Here is a 17,140-nt window from a genome sequence, read left to right on the forward strand (position 1 = left end):
GTCACAGTTGCTGGCCGGTAAGGGAGCCAATCCAGCCAGCGCCCCATCCCAGTACGGCAGCGCCAAAGAGCGCGCCAAATAGTCCTGGGATCGCGTCCTGGAACCGCCCCGTCATCATGCGTATTCCGGCGAAGATCAATCCGCCAAGGCAGATGACCGCACCGGCATACATGGCAAAGGTCTGGAAAGTTTGCACCAGCGTGTCCGCACCAGAGAAGTCCATCGTTCCCTGAGCATGGGCTGCGCTGCCCACTGCCATGAATGCCAGGGAAATCAGTGTCGGACGCATCACGTAGAGTGAGTGTTTCAGGTTTTGCTTCGACAGGAGCTTTGCCGAACGACGGAGAAGGGAATGGGACGGTCGGAAGGTTTGTTCTTTCATCCGAACCGGACGGCGGATTCTGAGCATCTTTGCACCTCCGCTGACTTGGTGTTCGCCAGCTATGGCGCAAAGCTACTGCTGCTTCAGGAATGCGTCCAATGACTTTTGGGGAGAACGTCATGCCTCTGAGGCATGACGGCGCTAGGTGAGGGAGGTTCTAGAGCTCATAGTCTTTGATGGTTCTGGGTGTCCCAGCACCACCACGGAACAGGATTCCTTTTATGGTGGGTTGATAGGAGACAGAACTAGAGAACGATGTTCCATCCGTGAATTCAATCAACGTTTCGCATCCTTCCGTGATGTCTTCGGATATTTTTAGCGACTTGATTGTTTTGCCGATCAATTCGGTGCATTCCACAAAATCTCTTGTCACGCCCGGTCTCCTTCATGCGTGCCATGCTGCCCCTTATTAGGGGATTCGTCAAGCCTTTTCGACACTAAAAAGGTGAAGAAACAACGGAAGCCTGAGACTCGCGTATCCCGCAAGGGCAGGACGACGCAGCATCAGGCTCTCTACGACAGCTTTCTTCAAAAGTTGATTTCGGCTCGCGAAGAGGCAGGGCTGACACAGAGAGAGGTTTCCGCCCGTATGGGCAGAGCACATTCTTTCCTCTCGAAATGCGAAACGGGCGAACGTAGCATCGAAGTGTTTGAACTCATCCAACTCGCCCAGATCTACGACAAGCCTCCGCAGCATTTTCTGATTCCTGATTAGCGATCATCTTAAAAAGCCCCGAGGCGAGTCTAATTCAGACCGCCCATGTATTCACGGAGTGCAGATGTTGTTTGTGCTACGCCTTGCACTTCCAGCATAGTGAGGTATTCATCCGCAGATTCGGGCGGATTTTGGGAGCTGCTTCGATGGTTTTTGGCGGCCTCGACCGCCAAGCATTTGGTGCGCATTAGGCAACTAGCTTGCCAAGGTCGCGGATAAGAGGAGGCATCTCGCCAGATAAAGTTGGCGAGTGTTGTAGGCAGCACACTGTTACGGTCTAAACGTTCGAAATGGAATGGGTGGCGGTATAGATTACTTGGGCCAAACACGGAATGGATCATAGCTAAAAGCCGAGGTAAGCACGATAGAGACAGCGGCAACCGAGAGCACAAGTACAGCCTTGATAGGGAAGCTCGGGCAGTTTGTCCAACCAGTAAGTTTTTTTGTCGAGAGCGATACAAGTTTCGCAGCTTCCCGAATTGGTGCACATGATGCTGGCCTTCTTGACGCCTAGCTTTTTCCATTGTTCAAGATCCTGTAGATGCCGGTCGTAAAAGCTCATCATCCGCAACACCGTGGCTGAGTCCATCGCGCCCAATCCCGTGAATGCGGGCATGCATTTCTCGGTGGTCGAGTGGCCTAGCAACTGCCAGATTGCATAGTTAAGATGGAGGCCCTCCCATTGTTCGGGCTCCAATCGCGCTAAGATTTTCGGGCGCAACGTGAACGTTTTCGCGATTTCAGCAGCTCGCTCTTCGAGCGAGCGTGGTGGAGTCCTGATGGTCAACGCTTCTTGGGCGGGGTGCACAGGCAGTTCAAATCTCCCGTTCCGCCACGCATCAGCAACCCGGATGGCGGTCTGGAACTGACGGTTTCGCAAGGCGGCGATGGTTTCGTCCGTTGCGGCTTCGTAAGACTGAGCCTCGTGATCGAGCCAAGCTTGGACGGCCTCGCTTGCGCCAGGTGTGCAGCGCACAATTTGGTGCTCCGCCGCAAGCTGGCGCATCGCCTCCGGATCAGCGTTGAGCAATCGCTGAACTTGCTCGGCCTTCTTGCCGTTGACCTTGAGGTTTCGCTCCTTGAGGAGCTTCTTCAACTCCGCTCCGGTGTGGCAGAACTCGATGGTCTCGGCGAGCGATGTGGGTTCGAGCAAACGAAGCGCGAGAAAGCCTTCAACGACATTCCGAGGATGTGTCCCGAACATCGGTGCCCAGTGATCGGGAACGCCGGTTCGTGTGTCTCGCATCGAAAGAAACCGCTGAAGTAGAGCTAAATGCGGCGGACTGGTGGCCCAGTCGGCGGGGATAGCTGTTGCCCTAGAGGATGAGGGCTGCGAGAATCCATCCGGCTTTCGTCCCAGCCATTTCGTCAGCCAAGCCATTACGATTATCTGTCAATCCCCCTTGATATGAGTGGCACAGGATCTTCGACTTCAACTCGGCAAACGTATCACCTTCGACTAAGCTCGGTCGACGTTTACGATTGGTGAAAAGGGATCGTCGGGGAAAAGTAGTTCCTGGTCAAGCGGCAGCTTGCGGGAACGATGAGGTGAGTATTTGAGATAGCCATTATCGAACGCATACTTCTTCCCGCGGCCGTGTGCCTTGCCGCTGCACCCCTTGCATTGACAAGACTTCGAAAGCGCACGCTTGCCTTTCGCATAGCATTGAGGCGTGCAATAGGCTCGGTGTGAAATGGGAGCAACTGGCCCCTTCGCAGCCGGAATTAACCTTTCCCCTTCCAGCGTGGCCTCCGTCTTATGCATGGAATGCTCGAGCATCATCCGTGCCCGTTGCGCAACTTGTACAGATGCGCGGCGCCACAGATCTTGATTCTGTAGCGGATCAGTTCCCGGCTCACCTCGAATTCTTCTGCCAATTCCTCGATGGGGCGTCCCGAGTTGATCCTCTTAAAGAAAAGACTCCATGGCAGTAGCACGGCGGCACCGATGCCGAATGCTTCCTCTTCCTGCAACTTCTCATAGTCTCTGACTCGTCCATAGTCTTTGGCCACCAGCTTGGTTGGCGTATGCCCGAGGAAACAGTGAGAAATCTCTTCCATCAGTGTGATCTTGTTTCGCCTATAGGGGTGTGTGGGGTTGAGCATGCAGATGCGGGAGCCATCGGGCAGGGTCTGTGCGAAGACACCACCTGACCAATCGCCATTCGCGTGATTGGAAAGGTAGTTTTGCTCTTCGGGATCCAGCCCCTGAAACGAACACGCAATCACAGTAAGGCCGACTTCCGGCGCAAGCTTCCATGGGTCGAACGCCACAGCGTCCCGATCGGGCCTTGGAACCTTTCTGCGCAGTTGCTCGGCCAGTGGCTCCCATTGTTTCGATCTCTTGCTGAATGGGACAAATGCCACGGACTCATTCCTTCTTTTCGGCAGCCGCCTCACGATATGCGGCGCGGAACATTTTAGCCAAGAGTTCGGCGGTCTTACCTGAAAGGTGCTTGTCCGCACGGAGGTGAAGTTCGACGATATCGGGCGTCGAGGCCCCCTTAGGAATCGCTTTGGGAAGATTCACTGTGTCGCGATCCTGGAAGTTCTCAAGCGGGAGACTGGCCCAATTGGCCAATGCAAGGAGTCTCTGGCTCTCCACGTCGTTGGCATCACCACGCTCAATCCTGGACAGAGTCTGAATACTTACGCCCGTCTTTTCAGAAACTTCACGCAGTTTGGCCTCGCGTTCCAGCCTTACTTCCCGGAACCGCTTTCCGAACTTCTCAAGGTCGAAGCTTTTGCTCATTCACACCTCTCTGTGCTGAGGATACTCCCGGTTGGTTCCTTCCTGCGGGAAAAATCAATTTGACAGGATGGCAAAATGGGTTCACTCTGGATATGGAATTTTCCAATACATGGGAATTTCTGCTTTGTTGGCAGGGCTTTCTATTCGGGAGGATAAATGAACGCAACATTTGTGACGCATGGACTCAAACTGATTGGCGGGAACACGCGGATGTGGGTAGGAGTTGTCGTAATCGCACTCGCAGCGGCGCTTCTTGTCCATTTTCTTGAACAAGAACCACAGAAGTGTGCAGCCCAGTCAGTACTTTGGGGCTAGCGCTAAAGCTCAAGCAGTCTTCGATCTCACAAAGGAGAGCAGTTATGGCAAATGTGTATGTTGAAGCCCGTCCAAAGGGACGTCAGGAAGGATCACGCATCGATGACTATGTGGTTGAGGATCACGCCGACCATGTACTGGGTATATTTTCTACCCAGAAGGAAGCCATCGATTGGGCCAAAGCACAAGGACACCGTCCACTGGTTGCTCGGGTTCGGCACCTGAACAACAAGAAAGTCCCCGACCACTGGCGAGCGGCTTAGAAGCAATGGCAAGTGACTGACTACGGGGGAGGGATATGACCTCGTATATGATTGGAGGCCTCAAATGAAAGAACCTGGACTGGATGGGCGACACCGCGACGAGCGCCCACCCAAAGTTGGCGAGATTCAGCAGAAGCGCAGTGACACGCTCAACCGGAATCTGAACCCACCGATACCCGAGTTCCGGTCCGACGCAACACTCGGAGCAATGCGCAAGGCAACCGGCAAGGTGAGCGAAGCTGCCGTGCGGCGGGCGGCACGGCGATTGCGCGGCAATAAAGGATGAGCGGGCCTCGGTAACAAAACACATGGACAGCCCGAACCTATGAGGTGTAGAAGCAGTCGTCCCCTAAGCAAGCGTGACTCGCGACAATTGGACTTAAGGAAGCCGAATTGAGGCGGACGCCTTCTCATATGCGATCGGCGGCGATAATAACTCGCATGTCCCAGGAGGGCGGCAACGCCTCGGCAAGGGTGACGCAAAGGTGTGTTTCTTTGCGATATTACAGGCACAGCGTCTCGGACTTCGAGACAGCGAAGCGTCGAGTGGGCCTGCCACGAATAAGGCGAGGTTGTCAGACTCTTTGAATCTTTTGCTTTTTTACTGAATAGCCGTAGCCCTCAAGCCGACGTCGAGCGCTACGGAGACTTACCTTGCTGAAGAACGGAATATCCAAAGGTTGCACCGAACCACTAATGATTGCGAAGACGACATCGTAATCAGCAGCCCTAGGCTTGGTACGCTTTGGGTCGCTCAGCTTGTATCCACGCGGAAGCAGCTGATTCAAGCGCGCACGAAATTCTCCATCGCTCACAAGCAGTTCTCCCGATACAGCTCCTTGCATGAAAAGGTGGCTCAGTACACTTGAACCGCCATACTTCTTCACATGTACAAGTTTCTTATCGCGTGTCAGGATGTCGCAAAACTCGATCTTGTTGTGCCCCCCACCGTGCGAAATCATTCTTTGATCCATGCAGCACGCGTTACCGAGTATCTGGGCCGCACTCTGGTTGTAAGCCAATTCCGATCCCCCCGTGTATTCAGGAAGCGCGAGTCTGGCGTCTGGTATGCCTTGGAAGTCAGCCTGTACCTGCTCTCCGAACGCTGGAGCTATCTGATACCATTTTCCGTTATTCAGAATATAGAGCTTTCTCCCAAGCTCGACCTCGGCATAAAGGCACCGGAACGCCGACCAGCGTTGCAGCGGGTCTTCATTCTGTGCCTCGATTGCATATACGTGTGCATTCTTGAGCGCGTCGATAGACAAGGTATCTCCCTCAAGTTCGTCGAGGAATTCTTGCAGGATGAGATCCGCTCTCAGTTTGGCTCTCTTCGGACGTACTGAACGAAAACCGGCAACGCTTGCCCAATCGATAACTTCAGGAACGGCCATCCAGGTCTTTTCGAGGTTTCCCTGACCTAGCCGATCAATCAGCTCCGCATTCAGCTTGTCCTCAATCAGCGTGTCTCGTACTTCCCTGATTTGGTCGATCCAGTCGAAATTTGTTCTGTAGGCTTTGCTGCGAGAACGTGCTCGCGCATAACAAAGAAATGTGGCAATGTTTGTTACATCGACAGGTGCTGAAATGTGAAGAGCGTCTTTTCCGGTCAAAATACTGCCGAGCGTTGGGTCCTGTGAGCGCCCCGTCACCGAGCTAACTAAATCCTGTTCGACGTCGATGCCAAACTCTCCGGGAGCGACATCACGACTCATCTGCTCTCGACTATGTTTTGGAATTGCGCCCAATGCGGTCTTGTCGATACTACGGAAACTCTCCGCACCAACTGAATTGAGAACCACACGCAGTCCAAATCGCTCCTCTACGACGCCCTCTTTAAGCAGGTGGCGTCCTTGTCCGAACGAAATTGCGAAGTAGGTCTTGCGATCATTCTCGGTAAGAGGAACCAGAAACAAAGCCTTTGCGCTCGAGGTCAAGATGTTTATTTGTTCGTCCAGTCTGTTGCCGAAGAACTTGGTTAGCCATGTTGGTGGTGCGGGTTGAGATCGTTCATACACAAACGTGCCTAGACTCCCAACCTCGATGGTGACGGTTTTACGTTCGACGATCTCGCTAAGGGAGCGAAACTTTGACTTGATCTGATAGACCGTAAGCCGGTTGGTGCTTGTTCGTGCCATGAAAACTCCTCATTCGGTCCTAACTCCATAAAGTCAAGAGATGAATTGCCGTTCCACTTGCTGGAAGCATCTCGATATCAAGGCAAGAGCGAAATGCGAAGATTTGCGAAGGTCAAATACTAGTCCATCCACTCATTGGGAATTAGTGCCTGTCCGTTGCGCCACTCATCGACTTCGTGAACCAGAGGGACTCCGCCCCAAACCGCTTTGGCTGCGTGATCCAGTACGATGACTTGAAATTTATCTGACGTGGCACTCATCGCTTGCGACATGGCTGCAAAGACTTTCCGAACTGCTTCTGCGTCTTCATCCTGCCATTCTGGCTCTGAAGCAGGCTCAGCATCTTTACGGTCTGCAAGGCGTTGGGGGAAATAGACCTGACTGGGCTGGTCATAGACGATGAAGTTTGGCACCGGGCATGAGGGAAGGGTAAGGAAGAATTGGTGCAATGCAAGAGTTATCGCAACGTGGTAGGACAACCAATTCGAACCGCTTCCAATTTCCCAAAGAAAATCTTCACGTCCTGCGCGTTGGACTTTCAACGTCAGTTCGGTGTCAGAAAGGCTAACTGGGTCATTGGGAGCCTCCGCATCCAGAAACGGCATGAGGCGGCCAGCAAAAAGATTCACTGAGGAGAGTGCCCGCCGCAATCTCTGTCCGATTTCTGCTTCGGAGATCAGGATCTCCAACTCATTGACGCGATCGCGTAGTAACGCAACCTCCGCTGAGAGTTCACCATCCTGACCAATGGTGTCGAAAATGGCTAAGTCCGCTTCTAGGTGCCCCAGAAAACGAGATGCCCGCATCTGCGCATACTGGCGGTCACGCGCTGCCTGAGATTGCTTGGTCAGTGCGGCCTGTCGAATACGGATACCTTTCAAGCGTTCCACCTGCTCGGAGATGGCTGAGCTAACTCTTTCGAGTTCTCGGTCAAAGCTAGGCGGAAGAGCGCTGGTAGAAGTTGCTTCTTCGAGTATGGTAAGACTGCTCAGCAGCTCTCCGAGTTTCGCCGGAGGCTCGACAAGATGGGTGTTGCAGAGCGGGCAGTCCTGTCCTGACTGCTGGTCACTGAGCCAACGGCTCAGCTGTAGGCGATCTCTCTGCAATACAAGGGACTTATGGTAGGAAGTCGAGCTTTGGCGAAGTTGCTCCATTTCCGCGCTGCGCCGGCGCAGCCTAGAGAGCTCCTGAGCGATGGTCTGCTCTTCGGAGCTTAATCTATTGAGTTCGGTCACGCCCTCATTGACTGCAGCCGTAGTCACGAGCGGATCAACATTGACGGAGGAGGCTATAGTACGCAGTTGATCTATAGCGCCCGCTTGATTTGCAGCTACGGGCGCATCACTCGCGATCAGTCCAAGGTCCTTCGCTTCAGAGACTCTGGCATCGATCGTCGCGCGCCACCGCTCTGACAGGTTTTGTATGTTGCGAAGATCGGCTTCTTTTTTCTTAAGCTCTCTTTGCCGCCGTTGCAGCTCATGCCGCTGGGCCAGCGTTTCTCCACTGACGGCCCCTAGAACGTAGGGAAAAATGCTTTGCAGCTTCGCGCGGTTCTTTACGCTGTCTGCCTTGTAGAACAAGACGTTTGGATTGGCAACAATATTCTGGGGCTGGAAATTGAAGGAGGCTAGATCGCGAAAGCTAGGCCGACCGAGTCCGTTACTGCCGGCGTCATCCACGGTGAAACTAAGGGTTGAAAGCATCGACAGGCTGTCTAGTCGTTGCTTCACGGAATCCTTTGTAGCGTTTTTGGTCACGACGCTTGGGATCTCTACTTGGGCAGACTCCTGCAGGTACATGTCGTCGGTGGCCTGTAGTTGCTCGGGCTCGCGCCGGGCAAACAATTTTTCGCCCTCTGCGGTGCTGATAACGACGCCAAACCAGCTTGTCCTTTCTCTAATAATGCCAGTGGGAATTGTGCATCTGCGCGAGCCTAGGCAGTAGTCGATGATGGGGACGATTGCCGACTTGCCAGTTCGGGATAGGCCTGAGATGACATTGATACGCCCGCGCTCGAAAGCGACGGTACGAATTTCGTGTTTTGGATTCTTTGGCCAAAGGATGATTTTGCTGATCTGGAAGTCCACTAGAAGGTCACCTGCATTTGTAGGCCGATTTCATACAATGTGAGGCCGGAAAACCAAACTCCCAATTTTTCGGCGTAGCGGAGCATTGGCCGGATAGAGATAGGCACGCCACTGACGAGTGGGGTTTCGGACAAAGACAACAACGTTCCTTTAGCGGTATCGAGGGCGAGGATATTCGAGGTGAATGCAAGTCGCAGCGATTCCCAAGAGAGGTCACGCATCGCGATCGCACGTCCGCCAACGGCAAGCAGGAGGTCCGTTTTCGATTCCTCAGCGCTACGAAACTTTTCTGTCAACTTGCGCAAACCGGAAGCCGAGCGCGTCGAGGCAACTAGTGTTGCGGTCTCCTCGTGATAAAGAATCGGAAGCACCAAGAAGGCCAACGGTAAAGGCATGAAGTCGCCGGTAGGATGGGTCTGCTGGTATCTAGCGGCGGCTCGCCAAATTAAGATCGACCCCAAGGCGGGGTTCTGAACAGCCCGGACCTCTCTATTCAGAATCGCCATGGCAGGCTCCGGGGCTAAGGAGAATTCTATATTCGGGGTGCCATCCAACTGTCTGGTTCTCAGCGAGAGCGTGAAAGCTGCCAGGAGTAAAGAATGGCGGTGGTTCGAGCCCCTGAAGCTTCTGTTGGTGAAGACCGCAATCGGCAAGCAAGAGCTTGCCTCGCTCCACGCTGGGCAGACTTTTGTGGACGATGTCGTTGATCGATCGTTTATTTTTCCAAAACGCAACGAGAGCCTCCTCGTATTCGTCGAAGCTCTTATCGTGGACGATTCCTTGCTCGCTCCATGCTGAGCGTTCCGCCGAAGCGCGAAGAAATTGATTGATCGCCTCAATCACATCTTCCTCGGTGTGCTCTATGAGTTCAAGCTGCCGCACATAGGTTCGCAGATGTTCGGCAGCAATCGTATCGTCGGTTAGTTCAAATGTTCCCGCAACTGAGGTCAGAATTTGGCGAAAGTCGATTCGTGGCAGAAAGGACTGCATTTCGACGTTAAATTCATCGACGTTCAATGTTGCAGTTTTACCTTCCTGCAGAAGTCCATCGAGCCGCTCTTTGATCCATCCATGCGCATGTTGAATGACGGCGTCGACGCTTTCGGGGCGCACCCACTTACTCACGACCTTTGGCCGCAGATCACGCAAGGGGTCTTTGGCCGCGACAGAGAGACTAAAGCGCTGAATGATGCCAATCACATCTTGGGGCGGATCATCGAGCACATGATTGACATATGGCGCCAGTGTCTCCGCGAGGTTCTTCTTCTTGGGGTACTTTTGACCTGGACCCCAGAGGTCGGCGCGGGCCTGCTCAAAGGCAGCCTTCGCATCCTCCTCCGTTTGTGCGTCATGGAAGATATGGACAAGCTTACCGGTACGGCGCTTGGCTAGGTAGATCTCAAACTGAGAAGTGTCAAGCGAAAGCTGACCAGATGTGATCGCGGTCTTCCAGTTGCTGAATGTCTTCCAAAGGTCTACCGCCCTATCGCTTACGGGATTGGTTTTAAGAGCCGACTTCGTCTGAGAAGCGAGCGTATTTCCGGAACCGTCCACAGAGCCAACATCTTCGAAGACTTCAAGGCTGAGAGTCGTTCCTGCTGCAGCATTCAGTGCCAGACTCAACAAGCGAATCGGTTGCATCGAATAGCCGAAAAGCTGCCCTGGAACTTGGGCGCTCTTGCGAGACAATACATCCTTCGGCTTTCTTGCTCTGTTAGCCATAGTGCGCGTAAAGGCTCGTACAATTCAGCTTGCTTGAATTCCATATCTTCTCATAAGAATTCATTAGTAATCCAATCTGCGCTGTGATTCGGTCACTGCCGTCCGATTTCTACATGGATATGGGCAGTAGCGATGGACGCTCTTGTATTAATTGATCGGTAAAGTTTCAGCACGACTATGAGCACTCAAGATCGAATTAAGTCTTCAGAGTTGGGCCAAAATCTCTGCCGTGCAACTTTAGAGATCTGGATCAATTTGAATGCTGCTGTTCTGTAGAGCTGCGTACGGCTGAGGCCGGAGCATCATAATCACATCTGGTGCTATGAGACTTCATGAGCGCATACACCCCTGATGGAAGGAGGGTGCAGTTCCTGAACCTGATCGATGAGTACATGGGGGGTGTCTGACGATCCATATTGGGCACCGCATCAATCGAGGCCAAGTTGATAAGCGTCGCAAGATTCTACTTCAGGCCACCCATGTATTCACGGAGCGCAGAGGTCGTCTGTGTTAACCCTTGCATTTCCAGCATCGCGAGGTATTCATCCACAGATTTCGGCGGATTCTTGAGACTGCTTCTATGATTTTCAGCGGCTTCAATGACCAAGCCTGGGGAGAGATCAAACAGATTGAAAATGAACTCGTCTGGATGCTGTGCCTCTATATTGAATTCCCGGAGCGCCTCGCGGGGAAAGTCCTCCAAATTGCATGTGACGATGACACTGGCTCTGCAGCGGATCGCCGCCGCCAGGACATGGCGGTCATTTTCATCTGGCAAGAAAAGGCCCGGAATGAGGTGTTCATATGCTGTTACGAGCGCATCTGGAGCGGCTTGATCCATGAGCTGCCTCGTGCGTTCCAACTTCTCGCGAGTGAGGTCGGGCCGGTTCTTCAAGAGATTCCTGATCCATTCTTCATGTACATCTGCGGACCACTGGGCACGAAACACTCCCGTCAATGCGAGATACATGAGGAAGCTTCGCAACTCAGCGGGATAGAGTACATTCGCGTCGAAGAAGACAATGAATGCCGCCACAATCAGATCCCGATCTCCTGGTCATAGGCCACCAGTTCGGCAAGAGCCGCCCGGCGATCTGCATCCGCTTGGCGTTTGTAGGCCATCAGGGCATCGAAGCGAACGCGACGATGCGTGCCAACCTTCCGATACTCCATCTTCCCCTCGTCCAATAGCTGAATCAGGGACGGGCGCGAGATGTTCAGCATGTCCGCCGCTTCCTGTGTGGTTAACTCAGCGTGGACTGGAATCAAGGTTACGGCATTTCCGCGCGCCATCTCCTCCAGAATGCGAATGAGCATTTGGACGGCGGGAGCCGGAAGTTCCAATGTTTCTTCTTTGGCTGCGCCGACAACGCGCACGCGGAGCGGTGCCTTTGAGCGCATACGAGGGGCGAGCAGACGGCTGGTCTCCCGTGCAAGCGTGGCATCGGTCTCTGTGGGAAGGGTTGGTATGAGAAGTGTCTGGGACATCACATCACCTCAAATAGATCGTCCCACATATTCGAAACAATCGCAAATAAGCGAAATATTCGAAAGCGGTAAAAAGTCAGCTTGCACTTCCAATCTTGCGACCGTTGGGTGCAAAACCCAACCTTGAAAACGCGCTCCCAATAGACTCCCAATAGACTCCCAATAGGGTGTCCGGAGGGTACTTTTCGGTACTTCCGTGTCGCTATCCGCACCTAAGAAATCAGTTAGATACGCGAGTGCACGGCCACTCATAACCCAAAGGTCGCAGGTTCAAATCCTGCCCCCGCAACCAAAGCCCAGTCTTTTTATCCCTTCGGACTGTAGCTTGAGCTCAAGTGATCGCTTTCTGGATAGGTCTTGTGCTCTTGAGCGGGTGTTGATCACTGACTCAACTTGGAAAGTTCATCCCGTTTCGAGCGACAGGTGGGCTTTGAATTCATCTCATTCACATTTTGTAGTCTTCTGACGGTGACCTGCTAGCCTCTGTTGACGCCGGGCGCCAACCTCGCCGTCTCTACCCGTGGGCTAGCGTTTTTTTTTGCTGCGCACCGGCCTCTCGTGCAGCGGTTGCTTGAGAGGCCGGTACGGAATCGGGCATGGCGCATCCCGTTAAAGATCAAGATCGATGATGTGAAGTTAAAGCGCAGGCCGGGTTTGCATGGCATGGGCGAGCGCGCCAAGAGCCTCATCGCGTTCATGCCCGGTGATCTCAAGACGGGGCCCACGGACTCGCTCATTGCCCATGCCGGTTTCCTGCTGTACCAGCTTGATGAGCTGTATGAACTTGGGAACGGTATCCATACGAAGCAGCGGCAGAAACCAGCGATAGAGTGCAAACGCCTCTTCGTCCTTGCCGGCAAGGGCGAGACGGAATAGCTGCACCGATTCTTTGGGGAACGCGTTGACGAGTCCTGCGACCCAGCCTGTGGCTCCGGCAGCTATGCCTTCCACAATCGCATCATCGACGCCGACAAAAATAGAAAGCTTGTTTGTGAGAGCGCGAATTGCGGTGATGCGGCGGACATCGGTGCTGGACTCCTTGACGGCTTGCAAATTGGAGTGTTCTGCGGCGAGCTCGGCAATCTGTTCGGGAAGAAAGTCAGTGCCGTAAGAAACAGGATTGTTGTAGAGCATGCATGAGAGCGGGGTCGCGGTGATCACTTCGCTGAGATAGGCTTTCATCTCCCGCCAATCCCCCTTGTAGACATAAGGCGGCAAAACCATCAGCCCCTTACAGCCAGCAGTGGCTGCCGCTTTTGCGAGGGAGACTGACTCCGCAGTGGAGAGCGAAGAGATGGCCGCAACCACAGGAACCCGTTGACCGGCAGTCTGCACCATATTGTTGAGAATGGCGATCTTTTCTTCGGTTGAGAGGGTAGCGGCCTCTCCGAGCGAGCCAAGCATGATCAGTCCTGTGCATCCACTATCGATCATCCAGTTTGCGTGCCTGGCCATGAACGTGTGATCCACCTGCAGTTGCGGATCAAAGCAGGTAGTCATGGCGGGCATGACGCCTTTCCATTGCATAGATGTTTCTCCTTATTCGATTGAGTGAGTAGAGGTTGGATTGGTCTCGAGTCCAGCAAGTGTGCCTACTTGCACGGGCACGGCCGGTGGCCGGGTGCTGTTGGCTTGCCAGCCAAAAAGAAAATCAGTCGCCGGGCCGCAGACACGCCCCTGGCACGGACCCATGCCGCAACGGGTATGCAGTTTGGCTGCGCGCCAGGACGTGTGGCCATGCAAGCGCTCATAAGAAATGTCTTCGCAGCGGCAGACCAGCGTATCTGGCTGGCAGAGGTTGCGTAGTTCATCCCGCAGAGCAAAGGCGCGGCGCATCGCGGACGAAAAACGAATGGCGCGGCTTCTTTTATGGCGAAGCGCTTGCGCCTTCGCCACTTGCCCACTGCTGGCATAACCGGCAATCTCGCCTTCGATGAGCGACTTCTCCAGGCCGCCGATGCCGGTGCTTTCTCCAGCGCAATAGACTCCGGCAATGCTGGTTTGCTGAAGAGTATCTACGGCGACTCCGTGGTTCAGAATCTCGCAGCCTAACAATGCGGGCAACTCGAGGTTAGGCACGAGATGGAAGCTGCAGGCGAGCAGGTCACAACTAATCTCCATCTTGCGATGACCATTGCTCATGGTTACAGCATGCACTTGCCCGTTTCGGCCATGCGCTTTGACGGGCCACCAGCCGAGCTTGTAGCGAGTTCCCGCCAGGGCGCTGCGGTATCGCAACCCTTCTGCTACCTTGCCGGGATGACTCAAGAGCGCAACCGAGAAGCTGGCCAATTGGGCCGGAGATGCTTGCTCGCAGACAGCGAGAACCTGTGCGCCGTGTTGCCGCAGGTGGGCGGCGACGGCCAGCAGAAGGGGACCGCTGCCTGCTACCACGATTCGTTTATTGGTGACCGGCAGGCCGGATTTCACGAGTGCTTGCAGGCCTCCAGCGCCTGTGACACCGCGCAGGGTCCATCCAGGAAATGGCAGAAATTGTTCCCTTGCTCCCGTCGCGAGAATCAATTTTTTATATCTGATCTCGCAGAGCCCATCAGGCCCCTCGGCGTGCAGGAGACCTTTGGCCGGTGCGGCAAAAATGCGATGTCCTGCGAGGAAGGCGATTCTCCTGTCGTAGATTTTGCGGCGCCATTCTTGTGCGAGCGGGCTTCCTGATTCATGAAGCGCTTTGCGCCATATCTGGCCGCCGAGAGCTGGGTTGTCATCCAAAACCGCTACGCGCGAGTTCCCGGCAGCCGCCCATGCAGCGGCCATTCCTGCGGGGCCGCCACCTGCGACGATCACATCGAACTCATAAGCACAGTTGTTAGCCATCCGTCCGAACCTCCATGCCTTCTGAGCAGAGAGTTCGGCAGGAAAGCTGATCTGGAACGCCGTTGATGGTAACGCGGCATTCGTAGCAGATGCCCATGCCGCAGACCGGCCCTCGCGATTCTCCCGTCACGGATGTTCGGCAGCCAGTTTCCTGCTGCATCAGAACGGCGGCAAGGGATGTGCCGCTTGCAACCTGAACGAGACGATCGTTGATGCGCAGAGAGATAAATTCAGACATATTGCACCTCGCTCCGCGTGGAGATCAGGCGAGATGGAAGATAAGGCTCGATTGGGATGTCAATGCTCGATCCTGTGAAGATGTGTCGCAGGATTTTTGCGGTAGCCAGCGAAGTCGTAATGCCGAGGCCTTCATGTCCGGTTGCGAGATATAAAGAAGTATCCTGCGGATGAGGGCCAATCAGAGGCAGCTTATCTGCGGTGGCGGCCCGGAATCCCGTCCAGGTGCGCAGTACGGTGAGAGGCTGGACACTCGGCATATACAAGAGCGTCTGCCGCAGCATCTGCTGCAATATGGCATGGTCGATGCCCGGATGATTGGCATCATATTGACGCGAGGAGCCAATCAGAAGCTGGCCGGTTTTTCGGGGCTGCACATTGAAGGCCACCGAGTCTGCCGTGCCTGAGCCGGCACTGCGAATGTAGCCAAGCTCCACTAACTGGTGCCTGACAAATCCCGGGGCGCGGCCGGTGATTGCCAAATGTCCTTTACGAGGGCGTATCGGTAAATCAGGCGTAATTGCTGCCGCTGAAGCTCCGAGGGCGTTCACGATACGCGGTGCGGTGAGGGTCTCTCCGCTCTTTAGCACCACCTCACCCTGTGAAGCCTGTAGAGCGGTTTGGGAGATGAGTCGGGCACCGGCCTGCATCGCTCGTTGTAAAAAATAGAGCGCCGCACAGGGCGGGTAGACCACCGCGTCGTCTTCCACCAGCAACCCTCCGGCCAGACCTGGGCGCAGGTTGGGCTCTTCGTGTGCAAGCTCGCCCGCATCAAGAATGCGAAGTGGAAGCCCGCACTGTGAATAGAGAGCGTGCTTGCGATTTACCTCCAGCATTTCTTCTTCGTTCGCGGCCACCCAGATGGTGCCGGTCTTCTCATACTCCACATCGTCCGGCAATTCGGCAGCGATCTGATTCCAAAGTTGCTGGGAGTATTGCGTGAGGGCAAGCTGCTCGGGGGAGTCGTCCATGACGACGATATGGCCCATTCCCGCTGCGGTGGCTCCTCCGCCCACCACGTCCGCTTCCACGACGATGACCTTCATGCCGGCCAGAGCGCACTCCATCGCGCAGGCTGCGCCAACAATGCCTCCGCCGAGAATCAGGACATCGCAGGAGGAAGTCATGCCTGTATGCCCAGCATGAAGGGGTCTTCGGGATCGAGAATCAGAGTGGATTGAGCGGTGATGTATGCCGAGCCTGTGACGCTGGGATAAACGCCGTCCTCACGAACATCGAGCCGGCCATCAAAGATGCTGCCCAGAATGCTTTCCTGCCGCCACACCTCTCCCGGCTGCAATCTACCGTCGGCATGCAGGCAGGCCATCTTGGCGGACGTTCCCGTTCCACAAGGGGAGCGGTCGTAAGCCTTGCCGGGACACAAGACAAAGTTACGGCTGTGCGCTCCGCGATGGACTGCAGGACCGAAGAGTTCGATATGGTCAATCTCCTGCCCTCCGTCTCCCGTGATGCCTTGCTGAGTGAGCGCCTTGCGAATGGCCCAAGTGTATGCGGTCAATTCGTCTACGTATTTAAGGTCCAACGAAAAGGCGTGATCCTCCACCAGGAAAAACCAGTTTCCGCCCCAGGCGACATCTCCCGTGACGGGTCCGTAGCCGGGAACGTCGACCGTGACCTGCTTGGCCGAGCGATAACTCCTGACATTGTCGACGGTGATCAATCCGTTCTCGTACAGGGTCGCTTTGACTGCGCCGACCGGTGTATCCACCCGATGCTCGCCGGGCTGGATCCTGCCGAGGTAGGCGAGTGTTTTGATCACTCCCATGGTTCCATGGCCGCACATGCCTAGATAGCCTACGTTGTTAAAGAAGATGACGCCGATATCGCAGGCGGGATCGTGTGGTTCACAAAGCAGGGCTCCAACAATGACATCGTGTCCGCGTGGCTCATTGACCACTGTGGTGCGGAAATTATCAAACTGCGTCCTCAGCCGTTTGAGCCTATCGGCGAGAGGGCCGCTTCCAAGGTCGGGCATTCCATCCAGAACGAGTCGCGTGGGCTCGCCTGCAGTGTGAGAGTCAATGATAGATATCCGGCGAGCAAAATTCATAGACGGGAAAGATACTCCAGTTCCTGTTTACCACATTGGATACATTTTTGTCTTCACTTCGTTTTCACGCCCCGCAGGGAAATATCCGAACAGAGGCCCGTCATTGATTTTCGCAGGAGAACGAGGGGGGAGTGGGTG

The 17,140-nt window shown here is 54.6% G+C and carries 20 protein-coding genes; 3 read left to right on the top strand and 17 right to left on the bottom strand.

Translation table 11 applies throughout. The features are described 5' to 3' along the window. Position 1 precedes the first annotated feature (1 nt). Complete coding sequence (locus ACP_RS15575; protein WP_238525709.1) at positions 2–289, bottom strand: hypothetical protein; 288 nt, start codon at positions 287–289, stop codon at positions 2–4. 250 nt (positions 290–539) lie between these two features. After that, entirely contained in the window at positions 540–755 is a 216-nt protein-coding gene (locus ACP_RS18170) for a hypothetical protein (RefSeq protein WP_148215183.1), read from the bottom strand. Between the two features lie 72 nt (positions 756–827). Here ACP_RS18170 and ACP_RS18895 point away from each other — a divergent pair, with 72 nt between their 5' ends. After that, positions 828–1,097 carry a helix-turn-helix domain-containing protein gene (locus ACP_RS18895; RefSeq protein WP_083770642.1) on the top strand — a complete coding sequence of 90 codons (270 nt, stop codon included), beginning with the start codon at positions 828–830 and terminating at the stop codon, positions 1,095–1,097. A gap of 29 nt (positions 1,098–1,126) precedes the next feature. Here ACP_RS18895 and ACP_RS18930 read toward each other — a convergent pair whose 3' ends face one another. The 4 genes from ACP_RS18930 to ACP_RS15595 all read right to left on the bottom strand — a co-directional run bounded on the left by ACP_RS18930 (position 1,127) and on the right by ACP_RS15595 (position 3,849). Beyond that, positions 1,127–1,438 carry a VapC50 family PIN domain-containing toxin gene (locus ACP_RS18930; RefSeq protein WP_476499099.1) on the bottom strand — a complete coding sequence of 104 codons (312 nt, stop codon included), beginning with the start codon at positions 1,436–1,438 and terminating at the stop codon, positions 1,127–1,129. 2 nt (positions 1,439–1,440) lie between these two features. Beyond that, a complete protein-coding gene (locus tag ACP_RS15585; protein WP_015898298.1) occupies positions 1,441–2,478 on the bottom strand; it encodes an SAP domain-containing protein in 1,038 nt (345 codons plus the stop codon). Positions 2,479–2,876: 398 nt separating this feature from the next. Then, the gene (locus ACP_RS15590; RefSeq protein WP_015898299.1) at positions 2,877–3,464 is read right to left on the bottom strand and encodes an ImmA/IrrE family metallo-endopeptidase; all 588 of its coding nucleotides are present in this window, start codon (positions 3,462–3,464) and stop codon (positions 2,877–2,879) included. Between the two features lie 4 nt (positions 3,465–3,468). Next, complete coding sequence (locus ACP_RS15595) at positions 3,469–3,849, bottom strand: helix-turn-helix domain-containing protein (RefSeq protein ID WP_015898300.1); 381 nt, start codon at positions 3,847–3,849, stop codon at positions 3,469–3,471. Between the two features lie 359 nt (positions 3,850–4,208). Between ACP_RS15595 and ACP_RS17865 the strand changes: the two genes are divergently transcribed. Continuing rightward, on the top strand, positions 4,209–4,427 hold the full coding sequence (locus tag ACP_RS17865; protein ID WP_083770643.1) for a hypothetical protein: 219 nt from the start codon (positions 4,209–4,211) through the stop codon (positions 4,425–4,427). A 64-nt stretch (positions 4,428–4,491) separates the two neighbouring features. Then, a complete protein-coding gene (locus ACP_RS15600) occupies positions 4,492–4,713 on the top strand; it encodes a hypothetical protein (RefSeq protein ID WP_041839665.1) in 222 nt (73 codons plus the stop codon). Positions 4,714–5,002: 289 nt separating this feature from the next. Here ACP_RS15600 and ACP_RS15605 read toward each other — a convergent pair whose 3' ends face one another. From ACP_RS15605 to ACP_RS15655, 11 genes are all read right to left on the bottom strand, one after another. Next, positions 5,003–6,565, bottom strand: coding sequence for a TIGR04141 family sporadically distributed protein (locus tag ACP_RS15605; protein ID WP_015898301.1), 1,563 nt, complete (start codon positions 6,563–6,565; stop codon positions 5,003–5,005). A gap of 119 nt (positions 6,566–6,684) precedes the next feature. After that, on the bottom strand, positions 6,685–8,652 hold the full coding sequence (locus tag ACP_RS15610; RefSeq protein WP_015898302.1) for a DUF3732 domain-containing protein: 1,968 nt from the start codon (positions 8,650–8,652) through the stop codon (positions 6,685–6,687). After that, complete coding sequence (locus ACP_RS15615) at positions 8,652–9,158, bottom strand: three component ABC system middle component (RefSeq protein ID WP_052294845.1); 507 nt, start codon at positions 9,156–9,158, stop codon at positions 8,652–8,654. The genes ACP_RS15610 and ACP_RS15615 overlap by 1 nt, the downstream gene beginning before the upstream one ends. Next, on the bottom strand, positions 9,142–10,341 hold the full coding sequence (locus ACP_RS15620) for an ABC-three component system protein (RefSeq protein ID WP_148215184.1): 1,200 nt from the start codon (positions 10,339–10,341) through the stop codon (positions 9,142–9,144). Before ACP_RS15620 ends, ACP_RS15615 begins: the two co-directional genes overlap by 17 nt. Before the next feature lie 496 nt (positions 10,342–10,837). After that, on the bottom strand, positions 10,838–11,410 hold the full coding sequence (locus ACP_RS15625) for a PIN domain-containing protein (RefSeq protein WP_015898304.1): 573 nt from the start codon (positions 11,408–11,410) through the stop codon (positions 10,838–10,840). A gap of 2 nt (positions 11,411–11,412) precedes the next feature. After that, complete coding sequence (locus ACP_RS15630) at positions 11,413–11,862, bottom strand: excisionase family DNA-binding protein (RefSeq protein ID WP_015898305.1); 450 nt, start codon at positions 11,860–11,862, stop codon at positions 11,413–11,415. A gap of 636 nt (positions 11,863–12,498) precedes the next feature. Further along, on the bottom strand, positions 12,499–13,389 hold the full coding sequence (locus tag ACP_RS15635; protein ID WP_015898306.1) for a dihydrodipicolinate synthase family protein: 891 nt from the start codon (positions 13,387–13,389) through the stop codon (positions 12,499–12,501). Positions 13,390–13,401: 12 nt separating this feature from the next. Continuing rightward, on the bottom strand, positions 13,402–14,694 hold the full coding sequence (locus ACP_RS15640) for an NAD(P)/FAD-dependent oxidoreductase (RefSeq protein WP_015898307.1): 1,293 nt from the start codon (positions 14,692–14,694) through the stop codon (positions 13,402–13,404). Continuing rightward, positions 14,687–14,932, bottom strand: a complete 246-nt coding sequence (locus ACP_RS15645; protein ID WP_041839667.1) for a (2Fe-2S)-binding protein — start codon at positions 14,930–14,932, stop codon at positions 14,687–14,689. The genes ACP_RS15640 and ACP_RS15645 overlap by 8 nt, the downstream gene beginning before the upstream one ends. After that, positions 14,925–16,058 carry an NAD(P)/FAD-dependent oxidoreductase gene (locus ACP_RS15650; protein ID WP_015898308.1) on the bottom strand — a complete coding sequence of 378 codons (1,134 nt, stop codon included), beginning with the start codon at positions 16,056–16,058 and terminating at the stop codon, positions 14,925–14,927. The genes ACP_RS15645 and ACP_RS15650 overlap by 8 nt, the downstream gene beginning before the upstream one ends. Continuing rightward, entirely contained in the window at positions 16,055–16,927 is an 873-nt protein-coding gene (locus ACP_RS15655; RefSeq protein ID WP_238525586.1) for a proline racemase family protein, read from the bottom strand. The genes ACP_RS15650 and ACP_RS15655 overlap by 4 nt, the downstream gene beginning before the upstream one ends. Positions 16,928–17,140: the final 213 nt, after the last annotated feature.

Source organism: Acidobacterium capsulatum ATCC 51196 (genome assembly GCF_000022565.1).
Taxonomy (GTDB): domain Bacteria; phylum Acidobacteriota; class Terriglobia; order Terriglobales; family Acidobacteriaceae; genus Acidobacterium; species Acidobacterium capsulatum.